This is a genomic window from Treponema succinifaciens DSM 2489, from assembly GCF_000195275.1.
GTDB classification, from domain to species: Bacteria; Spirochaetota; Spirochaetia; order Treponematales; family Treponemataceae; genus Treponema_D; species Treponema_D succinifaciens.
On the sequence record NC_015385.1, the window covers coordinates 175,002 to 191,413 of the forward strand.

Annotated in this window: 16 protein-coding genes and 1 pseudogene; 10 read left to right on the forward strand and 7 right to left on the reverse strand. The window is 39.6% G+C overall.

All coding sequences use genetic code 11. The annotated features are described in order from the left end of the window. Positions 1 to 13: 13 nt before the first annotated feature. The 3 genes and pseudogenes from TRESU_RS00845 to TRESU_RS15875 all read right to left on the reverse strand — a co-directional run bounded on the left by TRESU_RS00845 (position 14) and on the right by TRESU_RS15875 (position 1,152). On the reverse strand, positions 14 to 769 hold the full coding sequence (locus tag TRESU_RS00845; RefSeq protein WP_013700440.1) for an exodeoxyribonuclease III: 756 nt from the start codon (positions 767 to 769) through the stop codon (positions 14 to 16). Between the two features lie 14 nt (positions 770 to 783). Beyond that, positions 784 to 882, reverse strand: a complete 99-nt coding sequence (locus TRESU_RS15870) for a DUF7723 family protein (RefSeq protein WP_423838478.1) — start codon at positions 880 to 882, stop codon at positions 784 to 786. Next, positions 872 to 1,152, reverse strand: a pseudogene (locus TRESU_RS15875) (DUF7724 family protein). The gene TRESU_RS15870 and the pseudogene TRESU_RS15875 overlap by 11 nt, the downstream one beginning before the upstream one ends. A gap of 178 nt (positions 1,153 to 1,330) precedes the next feature. Here TRESU_RS15875 and TRESU_RS00850 point away from each other — a divergent pair. The 7 genes from TRESU_RS00850 to thrS all read left to right on the forward strand — a co-directional run bounded on the left by TRESU_RS00850 (position 1,331) and on the right by thrS (position 9,202). Then, on the forward strand, positions 1,331 to 1,678 hold the full coding sequence (locus TRESU_RS00850; protein ID WP_013700441.1) for a hypothetical protein: 348 nt from the start codon (positions 1,331 to 1,333) through the stop codon (positions 1,676 to 1,678). Between the two features lie 119 nt (positions 1,679 to 1,797). Further along, positions 1,798 to 2,544 (forward strand): pyruvate formate-lyase-activating protein, encoded by a 747-nt coding sequence (pflA, locus tag TRESU_RS00855; RefSeq protein WP_013700442.1) that lies wholly within the window; start codon positions 1,798 to 1,800, stop codon positions 2,542 to 2,544. A 120-nt stretch (positions 2,545 to 2,664) separates the two neighbouring features. Then, positions 2,665 to 3,798 (forward strand): hypothetical protein, encoded by a 1,134-nt coding sequence (locus tag TRESU_RS00860; RefSeq protein ID WP_013700443.1) that lies wholly within the window; start codon positions 2,665 to 2,667, stop codon positions 3,796 to 3,798. Between the two features lie 116 nt (positions 3,799 to 3,914). Further along, on the forward strand, positions 3,915 to 4,721 hold the full coding sequence (locus tag TRESU_RS13965; RefSeq protein WP_013700444.1) for an HD-GYP domain-containing protein: 807 nt from the start codon (positions 3,915 to 3,917) through the stop codon (positions 4,719 to 4,721). A 67-nt stretch (positions 4,722 to 4,788) separates the two neighbouring features. Continuing rightward, on the forward strand, positions 4,789 to 6,057 hold the full coding sequence (gene pepT / locus TRESU_RS00870) for a peptidase T (RefSeq protein ID WP_013700445.1): 1,269 nt from the start codon (positions 4,789 to 4,791) through the stop codon (positions 6,055 to 6,057). Between the two features lie 31 nt (positions 6,058 to 6,088). Next, a complete protein-coding gene (gene murA / locus TRESU_RS00875) occupies positions 6,089 to 7,372 on the forward strand; it encodes a UDP-N-acetylglucosamine 1-carboxyvinyltransferase (RefSeq protein WP_013700446.1) in 1,284 nt (427 codons plus the stop codon). A gap of 72 nt (positions 7,373 to 7,444) precedes the next feature. Beyond that, positions 7,445 to 9,202: a threonine--tRNA ligase gene (gene thrS, locus TRESU_RS00880; RefSeq protein ID WP_013700447.1), complete on the forward strand. Its 1,758-nt coding sequence runs from the start codon at positions 7,445 to 7,447 to the stop codon at positions 9,200 to 9,202. Here the strand turns inward: thrS and TRESU_RS13970 are convergent. Continuing rightward, on the reverse strand, positions 9,199 to 9,861 hold the full coding sequence (locus tag TRESU_RS13970; RefSeq protein WP_013700448.1) for a hypothetical protein: 663 nt from the start codon (positions 9,859 to 9,861) through the stop codon (positions 9,199 to 9,201). The two genes, thrS and TRESU_RS13970, sit on opposite strands and share 4 nt — an antisense overlap. Positions 9,862 to 9,890: 29 nt before the next feature. After that, positions 9,891 to 10,463 carry a C40 family peptidase gene (locus TRESU_RS00890; protein WP_169309723.1) on the reverse strand — a complete coding sequence of 191 codons (573 nt, stop codon included), beginning with the start codon at positions 10,461 to 10,463 and terminating at the stop codon, positions 9,891 to 9,893. Between the two features lie 399 nt (positions 10,464 to 10,862). Between TRESU_RS00890 and fabV the strand changes: the two genes are divergently transcribed. After that, on the forward strand, positions 10,863 to 12,080 hold the full coding sequence (fabV, locus tag TRESU_RS00895) for an enoyl-ACP reductase FabV (protein ID WP_013700450.1): 1,218 nt from the start codon (positions 10,863 to 10,865) through the stop codon (positions 12,078 to 12,080). A gap of 81 nt (positions 12,081 to 12,161) precedes the next feature. Continuing rightward, on the forward strand, positions 12,162 to 13,175 hold the full coding sequence (locus TRESU_RS00900; RefSeq protein WP_013700451.1) for an endo-1,4-beta-xylanase: 1,014 nt from the start codon (positions 12,162 to 12,164) through the stop codon (positions 13,173 to 13,175). 34 nt (positions 13,176 to 13,209) lie between these two features. Here TRESU_RS00900 and TRESU_RS00905 read toward each other — a convergent pair whose 3' ends face one another. Continuing rightward, positions 13,210 to 14,355, reverse strand: coding sequence for a hypothetical protein (locus TRESU_RS00905; RefSeq protein ID WP_013700452.1), 1,146 nt, complete (start codon positions 14,353 to 14,355; stop codon positions 13,210 to 13,212). 396 nt (positions 14,356 to 14,751) lie between these two features. Here TRESU_RS00905 and TRESU_RS00910 point away from each other — a divergent pair, with 396 nt between their 5' ends. Further along, positions 14,752 to 15,774, forward strand: a complete 1,023-nt coding sequence (locus TRESU_RS00910) for a LacI family DNA-binding transcriptional regulator (RefSeq protein ID WP_013700453.1) — start codon at positions 14,752 to 14,754, stop codon at positions 15,772 to 15,774. On the opposite strand, the gene TRESU_RS00915 is transcribed toward TRESU_RS00910, so the two are convergent. Further along, entirely contained in the window at positions 15,752 to 16,411 is a 660-nt protein-coding gene (locus TRESU_RS00915) for an epoxyqueuosine reductase QueH (protein WP_013700454.1), read from the reverse strand. The two genes, TRESU_RS00910 and TRESU_RS00915, sit on opposite strands and share 23 nt — an antisense overlap. Between the last annotated feature and the right edge of the window lies 1 nt (position 16,412).

Below are 16,412 nucleotides of genomic sequence, written 5' to 3' on the forward strand. Positions count from 1 at the left end.
TCCTTTATTAATATTAAAATTCCATATCCAGCTCGACCGGGCAGTGGTCGCTTCCAAGAATTTCCGTGTGGATTTTCGCGCCGGTCATCTTGTCCTTTATGCTGTCGGAAACGAGGAAATAGTCGATCCGCCAGCCTGTGTTCTTTTCGCGGGCGTGGAATCTGTACGACCACCAGCTGTAGACTCCGGCGGTGTCGGGGTAGAAGTGGCGGAAGCTGTCCGTGAATCCTGACGAAAGCAGCTCTGTCATTTTTCCGCGCTCCTCGTCCGTGAATCCGGCGTTTCGGCGGTTCGTCTTGGGATTCTTGATGTCGATTTCCTCGTGGGCGACGTTCATGTCTCCGCAGACAATCACGCCTTTTTTAAGGGCGAGCGTTTTTAGATACGCGCGGAAGTCGTCCTCCCATTTCATTCTGTATTCAAGGCGGCGAAGCTCGTCCTGTGAATTCGGCGTGTAGACCGTCACAAGAAAAAATTTCTCGTATTCAAGTGTGATTACGCGGCCTTCCGTGTCGTGCTCTGCGATTCCGATTCCGTAGCTTGCGGAAATAGGCTCGTGCTTTGTGAAAACCGCTGTTCCTGAGTAGCCTTTTTTTTCGGCGTAGTTCCAGAACTGATGATAGTCCGGGAGCTCCATCTGAATCTGCCCGGCCTGGAGCTTTGTCTCCTGCAGGCAGAAAAAATCCGCGTCGAGCGAGCCGAACGCCTCCATAAAGTTTTTTCCCATCACGGCGCGAAGTCCGTTCACGTTCCACGAGATGAATTTCATATTCTGTTCCTTTTTTATTTTTTGTAGAATCCGTTTTCACATTTTGAGAATGCGTATCCGCAGATGATTACTTCCGCGTTGTCTGCCAGTTCCTTGATTTTTTCAGTATTCAATTTTCACTTCCTTTATCGGGGCTAGAAATTCTTTTTCATTAAAATGCAAATCTTTCAGAATTGGAATCAGGTCGATGTATTCTTCTGTGAGACCGAGTTTTTTGTAGTCTGCGGTTACAACCAGATAGCCTGAATCCCATTTTTGACTTCTGTGTATTTTTTCAGCGCGGCTGAGGTTCTGAATCTTATGCTGTGGTTCTTAAAAGTGAATGATGTGTATTTTCTGCAGCTGCTCAGAACCGCATAATCCGGCGTTTTTGGTGCTTCCATGTTTTCATAATACTACATCGTTTTTTTTCAGTCTATAAAGCGGGGAGGGGATGGAAAAATGGGCTAAATGAAAAAAAATTAACAAAAATTTATAAAAGTACTTGATAAATCCCGGGGGGGGGTACAATAGAGGCTGCTGAATTTTTTCAGCGTAATCTATTTTTTAAGGAGTGAACTTATGAGAAAGTTTGCTAAAATTTCAGCTGTATTGGCAGCTATGGTTCTTGCGCTTGCATTTGTAGGCTGCAAAGATGACGACGACGATCCAAGCGTTGTAACAACTTGGGCTATATCAGAGGAAGGCTACAAAGCAGTGCTGACTTTCTATGATAATGGTACCGCAAAACTTGAAGGTTCTGATGAAGAAGGAGGTTTTTCAGAAACAGGAAAGTATTCGGGCGACACAACAAAAGATGGTGAAATTGTAATTTTTTATGATGATGGCGAAACAGGAACTGCTGTCATAAAAACTGAGAGTGGTAAAACTTACCTTAAATGGGATTACGAAACATATTCTAAGCAGTAGTTTTTCATTTTTGAATTAAATTTTTAAGCTCCACAGGAATTCCTGCGGGGCTTTTTTTTTGCTAAAAGAAATGTTAAATTATTTTATAGATACACACTTTTTATCAGCAAGGAATCTTTATGCAAGGATATATTCATCAGCTGGAATCTTTTGGTTCTGTGGACGGACCGGGCGTTCGTTTTATAATCTTTTTTTCAGGCTGTCCTTTAAGATGCAAATATTGCCACAACCCGGACACTTGGGACATGGCAAAGGGCAAGCTTTACACTGCGGATGAGCTTTTAAATGAAGCTTTAAGCTGCAAGGCTTATTGGGGCGCAAAAGGTGGAATCACGGTTTCTGGCGGAGAGCCTTTAATGCAGCTTGATTTTTTGCTTGAGCTTTTTACAAAGGCAAAGGAAAAAGGAGTCAACACTTGCATCGACACTGCCGGTGGTCCGTTCACAAAAGAAGGCGAATGGTTTGAAAAATTCAAAAAGCTTATGGAAGTTACAGACATTCTTCTGATGGACATTAAGCACATTGATGAAGAGGAACACATAAAACTTACCGGTCGCACTGGAAAAAATATAATTGAAATGTTCCGCTATCTTGATGAAATTAAAAAGCCAATCTGGATTCGCCATGTTCTTGTTCCGGGCATTACAGACAATGATGAATATCTTTTGCGCACAAGAGATTTTATCCGCACACTTTCGAATGTTCAACGTGTGGAAATTCTTCCTTACCACGGACTTGGCGCAATGAAATACAAGGACCTTGGCATTGACTACGTTTTAAAAGATACAGAAAGTCCTTCCGCGGAACGTGTGGCAAATGCGAAAAAAATCCTTGAATGCGAAAAATATGACGGCTGGAAAAAGTAATTTTATTGAAAATTCAGATTGACAAAACAACTGATTTTGTTTAAGTTAGTCCTTGTAAACAAAAGTTAGCTTAGGCTAATAACATCTGGCTTTGTTTAAGTTTTTGTTCGAGGAGTATCTATGAAAATCAATTTTAAGGGTGCTGTTGCTTTTGCCGCGGCCTCTTTACTTTCTGTTTCCGCATTTGCACAGACTGTGGAATTCACAAACGAACTTTCTTCTGACGTTACAGCAATCAGAAAAGGAAAAGTTTACAATGGCGGTGAAGACGAAACAACAAAGGACTTTGCCGGACTTGAAGAAAATGTTGTTGCGACTTTCACTTCAGAAAAAGTAGATGCAGAGCTTGATGTTACTTTCATTCTTGACGACTGGAACGACAGAAACTTTGGTTTTGCTTGGGACGATGTAAGCTGGTTCGTTGAATACCGCCCAGTTGAAATGTTTGCCCTTGGATTCCATGAAGATGTTTGGCTTGAAGGTTCTTACCTCCCGATATACGATGACAATGTTGCTTTGGGAAATCTTGGTTCAGAAGGATTCACTGTTGCTGTAACACCAATTGAAGGTCTTAAGTTTGCAGTTACAGTTCCGTTTGGCGGCGAGAACAACGTAAATTATTTCACTAGCAAAGATGAAAATGATGACACTGTAAATCTTAATATTGGATTCGGCGCAGAATATGCTTTTGAAGAAATGTTCACAATTGGAGCCGCAGTTTCAAATGTTTCAGACAGCGACAACCGTGGCTTTGGTGTTTACGCAATGGTAAAGCCTCTTGCTGAACAGGATTTTTTAATCCGCGCAGGTTATGCTTATAGCAAATCACAGGATGATATTGAAGAAGACGGCGAGGTTGTTGGAAAAGCTTATAATTCAGGATTTGATGATTTGAGCATTTCTGAAGATTTCGGCGTATTCGGAAAGAGCCTTTTCAATGTTTCTGTTGAATATTCTCTTGATGCTTTGAGTTTTTCTGCGGAAACACTTTTCAACACAGATGACAAAAATTCAGAATACGATATGTACTTTGCGGCTTGTGTAGGCTATGAGCTTTCAGAATCCTTGAGTGCGGATGTTACAGGAAAATTCTTGTTTGACAAAACTTCAGACGGAGCAGAACCTGTAATCGGTGTAAATCCTAATTTTGCATATACTTTCGGAAACCATACATTCTCTGCTGGCTTGAACTACGAAACTTGCGACGGAGATTCATTTATTTCAATTCCGCTTTCCTGGAGCTATTCTTTCTAATTTAATAAATTTAAATTAAGAAATTTTTTATGCCGTTTGCCCAGTAAAATTTTTGCTAGGCAGGCGGCATTTTTGTTTTGTTGAAAATTTGCTTTGCGCATGGTAGAATCTTTTGAATGGGCGAAAACGACGATGTTCTGACAGAAATTATTCCTTTTATTCAGGATTTGATTCCGGGAATTCCTGCCGCTCTTGTTTTGTTTTTGACAAAGGTTGCTTTTTTTATTTTTGTCTGCAACTTGTTTGCTTTTATTGTCTTTGGTCTTGCTCTTCATTTTAAAAGAAGAATTTCAGCGAAAAGATATTTAAAGAATCTTCCAGTTTCAAAAGACTTGGAAAAAATCGAGCCTGAGCTTAGAAAAAAACTTTTTAACCTTGTGCGTCAATGCGTTGTTCTTGGGTCTGTAATTGATTCTTATACAAACAGAAAATCAAATTCAAAAAAAGTCAGCATGATTGTATTTAGTTTTTTAAAAGACAAGGAGCCTTTGGAGCGGATTCTTTTTTATGCAGCGGCAATGGTTTACGATGCTGGTTATTTGGAATTCAAGCAGTCGCTTTTTCATTCGGAAGTTTTAAGCAGAAAAGAAGAAATTTTTTTGCGCACTCATGTTGCAAGAGGACTTTTTCAGCTTGATTTTGTTCCGTATGAATATAAAAGCATATTTTGGGAAGCGGTGTTTTTTCATCATGAAAATCAAAATGGAACTGGATTTCCAGACGGACTTAATGGAGATAAAATTCCTTATGTGGCGCGTCTTATTCATTTGACGGAAGATTACGTTTCTCTTGTGCGGCAGGACGGATATAAAAAATCTTTGTCCAGAAAAAAAGCGTTGGACGAGCTGAAAAAAGTTTCATTTAAATATGACCCGGAGCTTCTTCTGCTTCTTGAAAAAATTTTGCTTACGCGTAAAAAATAAAAGTTAGTTGAGCTGCTGTTTTCGAAAATTGCAATTTTTAAAAGTAACTTGTATACTTAAAATTATTATGGAAGATAAATTAAATATAAAAAATTCTTTGCTTGAGCGGTTTTTGAAATATGTAAAAATTTGGAGCGAAAGCGATTCTCAGAAAGCTGATTCTGGAATTATGCCCAGCACTTCCGGTCAGAACGAAATGGCTTCTGTTTTGTGCGCTGAATTAAAATCGCTTGGACTTGAAAATGTCCAGACAACGGAGCATTGCTATACTTATGGAATTCTTCCTGCGAACGGTTCCGCGGAATCTTCAATTTGTCTTCTTGCACACATAGATACTTCTGAAGAAGTTTCCGGAAAAAACGTAAATCCAAAGATTCACAAAAACTATTCAGGTGGAAAAATTATTCTTTGCGGCGCAGAACTTGATCCGCAAAAAGATTCAGCACTTTCTCTTGCTGCAAAAAATGTCGAAACAATTATAACGGGCGACGGAACAACATTGCTTGGTGCGGATGATAAAGCCGGCGTTGCGGAAATTGTTTCGTGCCTTGAATATCTTTTTAGCCATTCGGAACTAAAGCATCCTGCGATTGAAGTTATTTTTTCCCCGGATGAAGAAACAGGACACGGCATGGATAAAGTTCCGCTTGAGCTTTTAAAGTCAAAATGCGCTTACACTGTGGACGGCGGACATATCGGCGAGCTTGAAACAGAATGTTTTAATGCGTTCAGGAGCGACGTTGTGTTCAAGGGAAATGCGACTCACACTGGAACTGCGCGTGGCACAATGGTAAACGCAATCAGCATGGCTTCATCCTTTGTTTCAAATCTTCCTGCTGGAGAACGCCCGGAAACAACAGACGGCAGGCAAGGATTTTTTGCGCCGATTTCAATTGAAGGTTCTATAGAAGAATCAAAGGTTTCTCTTTTGCTCCGCGATTTTTCTGCGGATGGAATGGAAAAAAGAAAATCTACGGTTGAGCTTCTTGCAAAAGCTGTTTCTGAGCTTTTTGGCGGAAAGGCTGAAGTTTTGCACACGCAGCAATATTTGAACATGAAAGAAAATCTAGACAAGAATCCGAAAGTCGCAGAGAGGCTCATTTCAGCATATAAAGCAAGCGGAATCGAGCCGGTTTTTACTCCGATTCGTGGTGGCACTGACGGTTCCAGGCTTACGGAAATGGGAATTCCTTGCCCGAATATTTTTACAGGCGGACACAATTTTCATTCACGCAATGAATGGGCTAGCCTTGACCAGATGATAAAAGCAGTTGAAGTTCTAGTTCATCTTTGCTGTGGTGAAGATTTTCCGCAGATAATATTTTGCCCAAATTGAAATTCATTCAAAATCTGTTTATAATTGCACTATGTATGAATATAGAATAGAAGGCGGTTTTCCGATAAAGGGAACTATAAAAGCAAGCGGAAACAAAAATGCGGCTCTTCCTTGCATTGCGGCTTCCTTGCTTACTTCCGAAAAAGTTATTTTACGAAATATTCCAGAAATTGAAGATACAGGCGTTATGCTTTTGATCTTGCAGTCGTTTGGCGCAAAAGTTGAAAAGCTTTCTGAAAATGCGTGGGAAATAAATGCTTCTGAAATATCACGCAATGATATTCCTCCCGAGCTTAGCAAGAAAATCCGCGCTTCAATTCTTTTTGCAGGACCTTTGCTTGCCCGCACTGGAAAAGCTATAATGCCGCCTCCTGGTGGAGATGTCATTGGCCGCCGCCGTCTTGACACTCATTTTCTTGCGCTTGAGGAGCTTGGCGCGCGTGTTTCAATAGATAGAAAATTTGAGTTCAGCGCGAATAAGCTTGTTGGCTCTGATATTTTCCTTGACGAAACTTCTGTTACTGCCACAGAAAATGCTGTTATGGCGGCTGTTCTTGCAGAAGGTTCAACAGAAATTACAAATGCGGCTAGCGAGCCTCATGTTCAGGATTTATGCAATATGCTGAATGCAATGGGCGCAAAAATTTCAGGAGTCGGATCAAATATTTTAAAGATTGAAGGTGTTAAAAAACTCAAGGGCTGCGATTTTTCGATTGGTCCGGATTTTATGGAAATAGGTTCGTTCATTGGACTTGCTGCCGCCACTCATGGCTCTATAAAGATTGAAGGAATCCGTGTAAATGATTTGCGTCCGCTGCGGATTTCTTTTAATAAACTTGGAATCCGCTGGGATATTGAAGAAGATGTTCTTACAGTTTCTGCAGATCAGGAAATGAAAGTGAACACAGATTTAGGCGGAATGATTCCAAAAATTGATGACAGTCCTTGGCCGGGATTTCCGCCGGATTTAACTTCGATTATGACAGTTGTTGCAACCCAGGTTGAGGGAACTGTTTTGATTTTTGAAAAAATGTTTGAAAGCCGAATGTTCTTTGTGGACAAGCTTATAAGCATGGGCGCGCGCATTACACTTTGCGATCCTCACCGTGCAGTTGTCGCTGGTCCAAGTTCTCTTCATGGCGAGCATCTTGTTTCTCCTGATGTCCGTGCTGGAATGGCAATGGTTATTGCGGCTCTTTGCGCCCGTGGAGAAAGCCGGATTAGCAATGTGTATCAGATTGAACGCGGCTACGAAAACCTTGTGGAACGCTTAAAATCCCTTGGCGCGCATATAGAAAAAATAGATGTCGCTTAATGCCTTGTTGAAATATAAATAAAAAAAGAATAATCTATGATGCTAATAGTATAGAATTTCGAGGAATTGAAAATGGCAGTTGATGAAAAATTACAGACAATACGCCACAGTTGTGCGCACGTAATGGCAGAAGCGGTTTTGAATCTTTTTCCGGGAACAAAAATTGCAATCGGTCCTGCAATAGAAAATGGTTTTTATTACGATTTTGATTTTCCAGAGGGACACAAAGTCTGCGCGGAAGATTTTGCTTCAATAGAAAAAGAAATGCGCAAAATTATTTCTGGTAACCATGATTTTATCCGCAAAGAAGTTTCAAAGTCAGAAGCGCTTGAGCTTTTTAAAGATCAGCCTTACAAAGAAGAGCTTATAAAGGAGCTTCCAGAAGGCGAAGTTATAACAACTTATGAGCAGGACGGCTATCTTGATTTGTGCCGCGGTCCTCATGTTGCGAATACAAAGGAAATAAATCAGCAGTCATTTAAACTTATGAGTATTGCCGGAGCTTATTGGAAAGGAGACGTAAAACGTCCGATGCTTACACGCATTTACGCAGTTTGCTTTTACAAGCCGAATGATTTAAAAGATTATATTACGATGCTTGAAGAGGCGGACAAACGCGATCACCGCAAACTTGGCGTGCAGCTTGATTTGTTCCATCTTGATCCGGAAGATCCAGGTCAGATTTTCTGGCATCCGAATGGCTGGACAATGTACGTAACTTTGCAGGACTATATGCGCGAAAAAATCCGTAAAGACGGTTATATGGAAGTAAATACACCGGCTATAATGCCTCGCAGTTTGTGGGAGCGTTCTGGGCACTGGGGACATTATCAGAAAAATATGTTCGTTACTGAAAGTGAAAAGCGTATGTTTGCAATCAAACCCATGAACTGTCCTGGCGCGCTTGAAATTTTCAATTCAAGAGTCCGCTCTTATAAAGATTTGCCTTTGCGTCTTGCGGAATTCGGGCATTGTGTTCGCAACGAGCCGAGCGGAACTTTGCATGGAATTATGCGTGTACGCGGATTTGTTCAGGACGATGCTCATATTATCTGTACAGAAGATCAGATTGAAAGTGAAGTTTCTAAATTCTGCCGTTTGCTTCTTGATGTTTATAAAGACTTTGGATTTGACAAAAATCTTCTTGTAAAACTTTCCACAATGCCTGAAGATCATGTTGGCGATTTGGAAACTTGGCAGCACGCAGAAAAAGCGTTGGCAGCGGCTTGCAAGTCAGCAGGAATGGAATATGAAATTCAGCCTGGCGAAGGCGCATTCTACGGACCTAAACTTGAGTTCACGCTTATTGACGCTCTTGGCCGTCAGTGGCAATGCGGAACAATTCAGCTTGACTATCAGCTTCCAAGCGCGGAGCGTCTTAACGCTGAATATATCGGTGCGGACAATCAAAAGCATCATCCTGTAATGCTTCATCGCGCAGTTCTTGGTTCTCTTGAGCGTTTCCTTGGAATTCTGATTGAAAATTATGCTGGTGTTTTCCCGGCTTGGCTTTCGTTTGAGCAGGTGGCGGTTGTTCCTGTTGCTCCGGAATTCAACGCTTATGCTGAAAAAGTTGCTGATGAACTTAAATCGCTTGGCGTGCGTGCAAATGCTTATACAGACGACAGCAACATGAAAAATAAAATCAAGAATATTTCAACGGAACACAGAACTCCATATATTCTTGTTGTTGGAGAAAAAGAGCAGGGAGAAAATTCCGTCACTTGCCGCTTTAGATTTTCATCCAAAATTCCGCAGAAAACATTTGCTCTCAAGGAATTTGAAGATTATGTTTTGGACAAAATCAGAACGCATTACAACGGAATTTAAAAATCTATAGAGAAAATTTTTTCTTCAGATAAAGTCAGGAAATCCGTAAGTGGAATAGAAAACCGTTTTGTTTTTCCGGCAGGCGAAACAAGCGAAAGTTCCACTGCGGATTTTTTTAGTTCCTGCGCAAGGTTTTCGCCGTAGACAACTGCGACTAAATCCTCGTATTCGTTGGCAGTCATTTTTTCGCCTGTAAAAACCGGAGCCATAAGAAGGTCAAAAAAACTTTGTGTTTCTGCGGGAAGCGTTGAAGCCAAATTTTTTATATTTTCCGGGCTGAATTTTATTTTTAATGATTTTTCATTTTGAAACGCAAAACTAGAAAGGTTTCCAGTTCCAGAAATATTCAGTTTGGAAAATTCAGGTGATGAAATTTTTGCATTTTTGAATTCTGAATTTTCTAGGGCGGATTTTATTTTCTTTGTGTCGAAAATTACAAACTCGTTATTTGAATCAAGTCCGCCACTGGAATTAATTTCGCTTAGTCCGCTTGAAGCTTCTTTTATTGCGTTTGTAATTACTTCGCCTAAATCAATTTCAGCTGAAAGAGTCTGCATTCCGCTTTTTTCCGCTTTGACTTGAACCAAAGATGCGCAGCCTGTAAATGCAAGAAGTGCAAAAAGATAAAAGGTTGCACATATATATTTTGCTCTTTTCATATTATTGAAACAGCTTTTTGCTGAAAATGTTACTTTTTTTGTACTCTTGCATTTTGTGTTTTTGTGTTTTGAGCTTGTACTTTTGTGCGCGGAAGAATTCTTCCATATCCAAAGAAATGGTTTTTCCAAAAACGTTCACTAATCAATGTGAGTTGAACTCCTGTTTTTGGTCCGTCGCTTACTGCTGAAACGAAAACGCGCTTTCCGTTGAATTCAGTGATCGGTCCGCGGTAAACTCCACAATAAAGTCCGATATGTGTTACGCGGTCAGAGTTCGGGTCGTTTTTAAAGAACATCAAGTCGCCTGGCTCTTTTTCCTTTGGGTCGATTTTTAGTATGCGGCTGCTGTTGTAAATTTCGTTTGCGGTGCGCGGAAGCTGAATGCCTGCTCCGTTTTTAACTGCATAATCTATGAATCCGCTGCAGTCGAATCCTGTTTCCGGATCTGTTCCGCCGTAAACATATTTTGTTCCTACAAGTGAAAGCGAATATGTTATGAGTTTTTGTCTTCTTTCTGAAACTTTCGGGGCTGCAAAGATTCCCTGAATAATTATAAGGGAAAAAATAAAATAAAATGAAAGTTTGTAAATTTTGTGGTACATTTTCATAATAATACCTCGGAAGAAATTCAGTTTTAGCTTAAAGCATTTTCAAAAAAATAGTGCCATAATGATGAATTTTTTTCAAGAAGATAAAAGGATTTGACATCAGGGCAAACGCATTATAAATAATTTAAGTAAAGTTTGAACGCAGGAACAGTTTCTGGGGCAAAAACACTCTGATTGCTACGACCGCGTGAGCGGGCAATTCTATAGTTATTTTGCAACAATCAGCGTGTAGCGCATTATTGCGCGATTTTGAACCAGGAAACCGTGTCTGGAAGCCAGTTTTATGCTGAATACATTTATAATACGTTTGCCCTGGATTTGACATATTGACGTAAAATGTCAAAGTAGATAGACTTTAAAATTATAACTATATTTTTTACAGGAGACTTTAAAATGATTATTAAACCGATGATCCGCAGCAATATGTGTATCAATGCTCATCCAATTGGCTGTGCAAAAGAAACTGAAAATCAGATTAATTATGTTATAGCTCAGAAAGCAAAGCGCGGAACTAAGACTTTAGCGGAAGGCGGAAAAGCTCCAAGGACTGTTCTTGTTCTTGGTTGCTCTACAGGCTATGGACTTGCAAGCAGAATTACAGCAGCTTTTGAATATGGAGCTGACACAATCGGAGTTTCATTTGAAAAGCAGCCTACACAGGTAAAAGGCGGAACTCCCGGCTGGTACAACAACATGGCATTTGACAAGGCCGCAGAAAAAGCCGGATTAAAGACAAAGACTTTCAATGCGGACGCTTACAGCGATGAATGCCGCGCGGAAGTTATAAAGCAGCTTAAAGACTGGGGCGCAAAAGCTGACCTTGTTATTTATTCTTTGGCAAGTCCTGTCCGCACAGATCCTGATACAAAAGTTATGTACCGTTCAGTAATCAAGCCTATTAATCAGGTTTATTCTGGAGCATCTCTTGATATGATGACTGGAAAAATTACTCAGGCTTCAACACAGCCGGCGGAAGGAGATGAAATTCCGAACACTGTAAAAGTAATGGGCGGCGAAGACTGGGAAAGATGGATTAAGCAGCTTTCAGAGGCAGATGTTCTTGCAGACGGATGCCGCACTTTGGCTTATTCTTACATCGGACCTTCTCTTTCTCATCCAATTTACCGCGACGGAACAATCGGCGAGGCAAAAAAAGACTTGGAAAAACGCGCGCACAATATTGACGCTGCTCTTAAGGCAAAAGGAGGAGCTGCTTATGTAAGTGTTAACAAGGGACTTATTACACGTTCATCTTCAGTTATACCGATTATCACACAGTACCTTGGAGTTCTTTTCAAGATTATGAAGAAGCAGGGAACTCACGAAGGATGCATTGAACAGATGGAGCGTTTGTTTGCTGAGCGCCTTTACACTGCCGACGGAAAGGTTCCTGTAGATTCAGAAAATAGAATCCGCATGGATGACTGGGAAATGGATCCAAAAGTTCAGGATGAAGTGAACAAAGTTATGCCGGCTGTTACAGAAGAAAATGTAAACGAGCTTGTTGACTTGGACGGAATCCGCCACGACTTCCTGATTATAAATGGCTTCGATGTTGATGGTGTTGACTACAACAAAGAAGTTACTGATATGTCAAAAATAGAATACTAGATTTTTTTCTATTATATATACTAAAAAAATCCTTGACAATCTGAATTTTGTAATTTAACCTTATTGTCAAGGAGTTTTTTTGTGAAAAATCAAATACACTTTTTTATTGCGTTATTTTTTACTGTACTTCTTTGTTCCTGTGGAAAATCCTTTAAATATGCCGCAAAAGACAACGGTTTTTATTCCGGAATGGCGGTTACTGTAGGGGATATTTTTAATCCTGAAACTATAAAAATATTGCAGAATGATTGTTCCATCATTGTTTATGAAAATAGCATGAAGTGGGCAAATTTAAGACCTAATAAAAATTTTTGGAACTGGAATGACATTGATTCTCTTGTAGAATTTGCAGAAAAAAATAATATGCGTGTAAAATGGCATACACTCTTTTGGCATCAGCAAAATTCCCCTTTTGTTTCAAGTTCATGGACAAGAGAACAGGCTATACAAATGATGAATGAACATATTGAGACAATCATGTCGCGCTATAAAGGAAAAATTGCAGAATATGATGTTGTTAATGAAATGTTCAATGAAGATGGTTCTATGCGTCAAAATATATGGTACAAAACTATTGGCGCAGACTATATTGAACTTGCTCTTAAAAAAGCACATCAGGTAGATCCAGATGCGAAATTGCTTTTAAATGAATTTAATAATGAAGAAAAAGGGCATCCAAAAGCAGATGCCATGTATAATCTAGTTAAAAATTTAAAAGAGCGAGGAATTCCTATTGACGGTGTTGGAATGCAGCTCCATCTTGATGCAAGAATAAGTTATAGCGAAGATGCAATCCGTCAGAATATCCAGCGTTATGAAGACTTGGGCATTGCAGTGTCTTTTAGTGAAGTTGATGTAAGAATTCCAATCGAGAATTCAAAAGCCTATGAAAGTGCTCAGGAAAATATTTATCTTATGCTTTATAAAATAGCAAGCGAAATGCCAAATGTTACAAGCTTTATTACTTGGGGAATTTCTGATAAGCATAGCTGGGTTCCTTATACTTTTCCGGGAACAGGAAATGCATTGCTTTATGATGAGGACTTTAAGCCAAAACCAGTCTATAATGAAATTCTTAAAGAATTAAAAAAATAGATAAAAGCTCCCCGGAAATATCCGGGGATTTTTTTTAGAATACAACGCAGACACCAGCCCCAATGGAATTTTTTCTTCTGTCGGTATCTGTGGAAATGTCGCCGTATACAGTCGCGGTAAATCCTTTTGCAATTTCAAAGTCAGCACGAGGAATTATGTTCGCATAAGTGTCTGTGTCTCCTTTGTACCGGCTGTCAAAAATTCTGATTGTGCTTTCAACGCTGAATGAAAGGCTGTCTAGTAAGTTATATTTTACCGCTGGAATTATAGAGAAGAAATTCAAAGTGTCGCCGTCTTTGTCTGTGTAAGTTTCGTCTTTAAAATGCTGATAGCTTGCGATTCCCAACAGCAGTTTGTCAATTCCTGTGTATTCAATGTTTTCAACAAAAACAAACTGGGCTGATTTCATTTTTTGAATTTCAGCTTTTCCCATTCTGAATTCGTTTCGTGTTTTTTGCTTTTGGTAAATTCCTTCCGCGCTGAATTTAATTCCGTTTGCAAACTTCAAATTTACATTTGCGTATCCGGCTCCAGCTGCGGCAATTGCTCCTCTAAAGCTAAAGAAATCTTTTGTGAAATTTATTCCGCCTACAAATGCGTTTTTTCCGAATTCTTTTGTTCCATTATCATAGCCGTTTTTTCTCGGATAAAATTTTTCACCTTTTGAATATGAATACAAATAGTCTTGAACTATTGCTCCGCCGATTTTCAGTTCAGGCATAATTGAATAAACTGCATAGCCTCCAGTTTTTTTTGTGATAAATGTGAATTGCTCAAATCCTGTTGAAGTAAAAAACATATCTTTTATTCTTCCGCCAGAAACAAAAAGCTTTTGGTCAAGAAATTTTCCCCAGGCGTTTGCATAAGTTATCTGTTTGTCGCTGAAGGCGATTTTGTCAAATGAACCTGCATATTGGTATCTTATACTTGCCCCGAATTTTTTTTCTGTTCCAAAGAATTCGCCGTCAAGCCTTATGCGGGAAAATTCATCATCGCCAAAATAATCGCCCTTTGTCCAAGTTGCCGCGGAAAATGAATTGATGTCGTCATTGTCTTCGCCTTTTGCGCCGTCAAATGCAGTTGAAATTCCAGAGCGGACATGGCCGGAAAGTTTAAAAGTCTGAGCGGAAACAAAGACCGATGCGCCCGCCAGAATTGCTAAAAGAAAATATTTTTTCATAGAAAACCTCTTATGTTGCCTTATGCTAACGATTTTGCCATTGCTATTCAACTATTCAAACAGGGCAAACGCATTATAAATGTATTCAGCATAAAACTGGCTCCCAGTCACGGTTTTGTGGTTCAAAATCGCGCAATAATGCGCTACACGCTGGTTGTTGCAAAATAACTATAGAATTGCCCGCTCACGCGGTCGCAACAATCAGAGTGTTTTTGCCCCGGGAACCGTTCCTTCGCGCAAACTTTAATTAAATTATTTATAATGCGTTTGCCTTGACTATTCAAAAAACTTAGGCTTCCAATATTTATTCAAGTTGTTTATAATTTATATTTAGCTGTCATTATCGGGCTTGATCCGGTAATAATCTGCTATAAAATCGAACCTTAAGGTGAAAATATGAAATCTGCGGTTACTCAAAACGATGTCGCAAAAGAAGCCGGCGTAACACGGAGCATGGTAAGCTATGTTATAAGTGGAAACTCTGACCGTTCAGTTGCTCCGGAAACACGCAAAAGAATTTTGGATGCAATTGAACGTCTTGGCTACAGACCGAACAAGGCGGCTCAGGCTTTGCAGCAAGGCGATGTTGGTTTTGCAGCGAATAAGATAGGCGTTGTCCTTTGTACCTCTGAAACTTTTTTGCGTCCGTACTATGCGGAAATTCTTTCTGGAATCCACATTGAAGCGCATAAGCAGAATTTTCAAGTGAGCTTTATAAGGTTTTTCCATGAGCTGAAAAATCCGGTTTTGTTTAACAGTTTGATTCACGAAGAGGAAATCGGCGGACTGATTCTTGTTGCTACAGACCAATGCCTGAAAACTGACGAAGATAAAAAAATCATCGCCAAAATAAAAGAGCGTCTTTCTAAAATTGTCTGCGTTGAATTTCAGTATGAAGGCTTAAGCAGCGTTATGTTTGACAGACAGGCTACTGCACAGCGGGCAACAGAATATTTGATTCAAAAAGGTTTTTCCGAGATTGGATATATTGGCGAGGACGATGATCGAGTGCATGGAGTTCAGCTTGCTTTGTCTGAAAAAAATCTTGATGCAAAACGTGACAATTTTTTTATTGCCGAAACTTTTGACATGAGCGGCGGATTCAATGCAATCGATTCTTTTCCAGCTGATAAAAAAATTCCACGCGCAATTGTCTGCGGTTCTGATGAAGTTGCGATTGGAGTTCTTCGCGGCTTGAGCAAAAAAAATATTTCAGTTCCGAATGATGTTGCAATAATCAGCATAGACAATATTGAAATTTCAGAATACACGTGTCCGCCCTTGACCACGATGAATGTACAGAAAAAAGCGATGGGCGAACAGGCTGTAAAAATGATTGTTTCTGGAACAGCAGGAAAAGATGAATGTGCGCTTAAAATTATGCTTCCGTCTTCTCTTATTGTCCGTGAGTCTTGCTAGAATTTTCTGCGGAAAAAATGCAGCCGCAGTATTGCTGCCGGTAAAGTGAAAATTCTTTGCTAAGCTCAAGGCTTCTAAGAAAACCGCCTTTCTTTTTAAAGTCAGAAAAAAGCCACTTTGGTTTTCCGTTTGCGCATTCAGAAAGTTCTTTTCCAATTTGATTTATTTTTTCTGAATCCTTAAAAGGACTTATTGAAAGTGTTGTGCAAAAATAATCAAAATTGTTTTTTTTCGCAAATTCAAAAGCTCTCTTTAACCTGAATTCGTAGCATCTTCTGCATCGCTCACCTTTTTCTGGTTCTTTTGCAAGTTCTGGATTTTCCTTGATTTTTATTGCGTCATAGAATTCCTGCGGAATATAATAATCTTCCACAAGCTTTACAGAATTTTCTTTTGCTGGAAAAAATTCAGGAAGAAATTTTTTTAGTTCTTCAAGCCGTCTTTTGTATTCTTCATCTGGAAAAATATTCGGATTATAATACAAGATTGTTATATCAAAAAATGAAGCAAGAAATTCCAAAACATAAGATGAACAAGGCGCGCAGCAAGCATGAAGCAGAAGCTTTGGTCTGTTTTCTATTGGAATATTTTTTTCTAGCAATGAAAGAATTTTTTCAAGTTCAATCTGATAATTCATT

What these genes read in the sequence shown, in the direction of transcription:
- fabV (WP_013700450.1), top strand. Translation starts at nt 10,863, where the DNA reads ATGATTATTAAACCGATGATCCGCAGCAATATGTGTATCAATGCTCAT.
- TRESU_RS00905 (WP_013700452.1), bottom strand. Translation starts at nt 14,355, where the DNA reads ATGAAAAAATATTTTCTTTTAGCAATTCTGGCGGGCGCATCGGTCTTT.
- TRESU_RS00845 (WP_013700440.1), bottom strand. Translation starts at nt 769, where the DNA reads ATGAAATTCATCTCGTGGAACGTGAACGGACTTCGCGCCGTGATGGGA.
- murA (WP_013700446.1), top strand. Translation starts at nt 6,089, where the DNA reads ATGTATGAATATAGAATAGAAGGCGGTTTTCCGATAAAGGGAACTATA.
- pepT (WP_013700445.1), top strand. Translation starts at nt 4,789, where the DNA reads ATGGAAGATAAATTAAATATAAAAAATTCTTTGCTTGAGCGGTTTTTG.
- pflA (WP_013700442.1), top strand. Translation starts at nt 1,798, where the DNA reads ATGCAAGGATATATTCATCAGCTGGAATCTTTTGGTTCTGTGGACGGA.
- thrS (WP_013700447.1), top strand. Translation starts at nt 7,445, where the DNA reads ATGGCAGTTGATGAAAAATTACAGACAATACGCCACAGTTGTGCGCAC.
- TRESU_RS00860 (WP_013700443.1), top strand. Translation starts at nt 2,665, where the DNA reads ATGAAAATCAATTTTAAGGGTGCTGTTGCTTTTGCCGCGGCCTCTTTA.
- TRESU_RS00910 (WP_013700453.1), top strand. Translation starts at nt 14,752, where the DNA reads ATGAAATCTGCGGTTACTCAAAACGATGTCGCAAAAGAAGCCGGCGTA.
- TRESU_RS00915 (WP_013700454.1), bottom strand. Translation starts at nt 16,411, where the DNA reads ATGAATTATCAGATTGAACTTGAAAAAATTCTTTCATTGCTAGAAAAA.
- TRESU_RS00850 (WP_013700441.1), top strand. Translation starts at nt 1,331, where the DNA reads ATGAGAAAGTTTGCTAAAATTTCAGCTGTATTGGCAGCTATGGTTCTT.
- TRESU_RS00890 (WP_169309723.1), bottom strand. Translation starts at nt 10,463, where the DNA reads ATGTACCACAAAATTTACAAACTTTCATTTTATTTTATTTTTTCCCTT.
- TRESU_RS13965 (WP_013700444.1), top strand. Translation starts at nt 3,915, where the DNA reads ATGGGCGAAAACGACGATGTTCTGACAGAAATTATTCCTTTTATTCAG.
- TRESU_RS13970 (WP_013700448.1), bottom strand. Translation starts at nt 9,861, where the DNA reads ATGAAAAGAGCAAAATATATATGTGCAACCTTTTATCTTTTTGCACTT.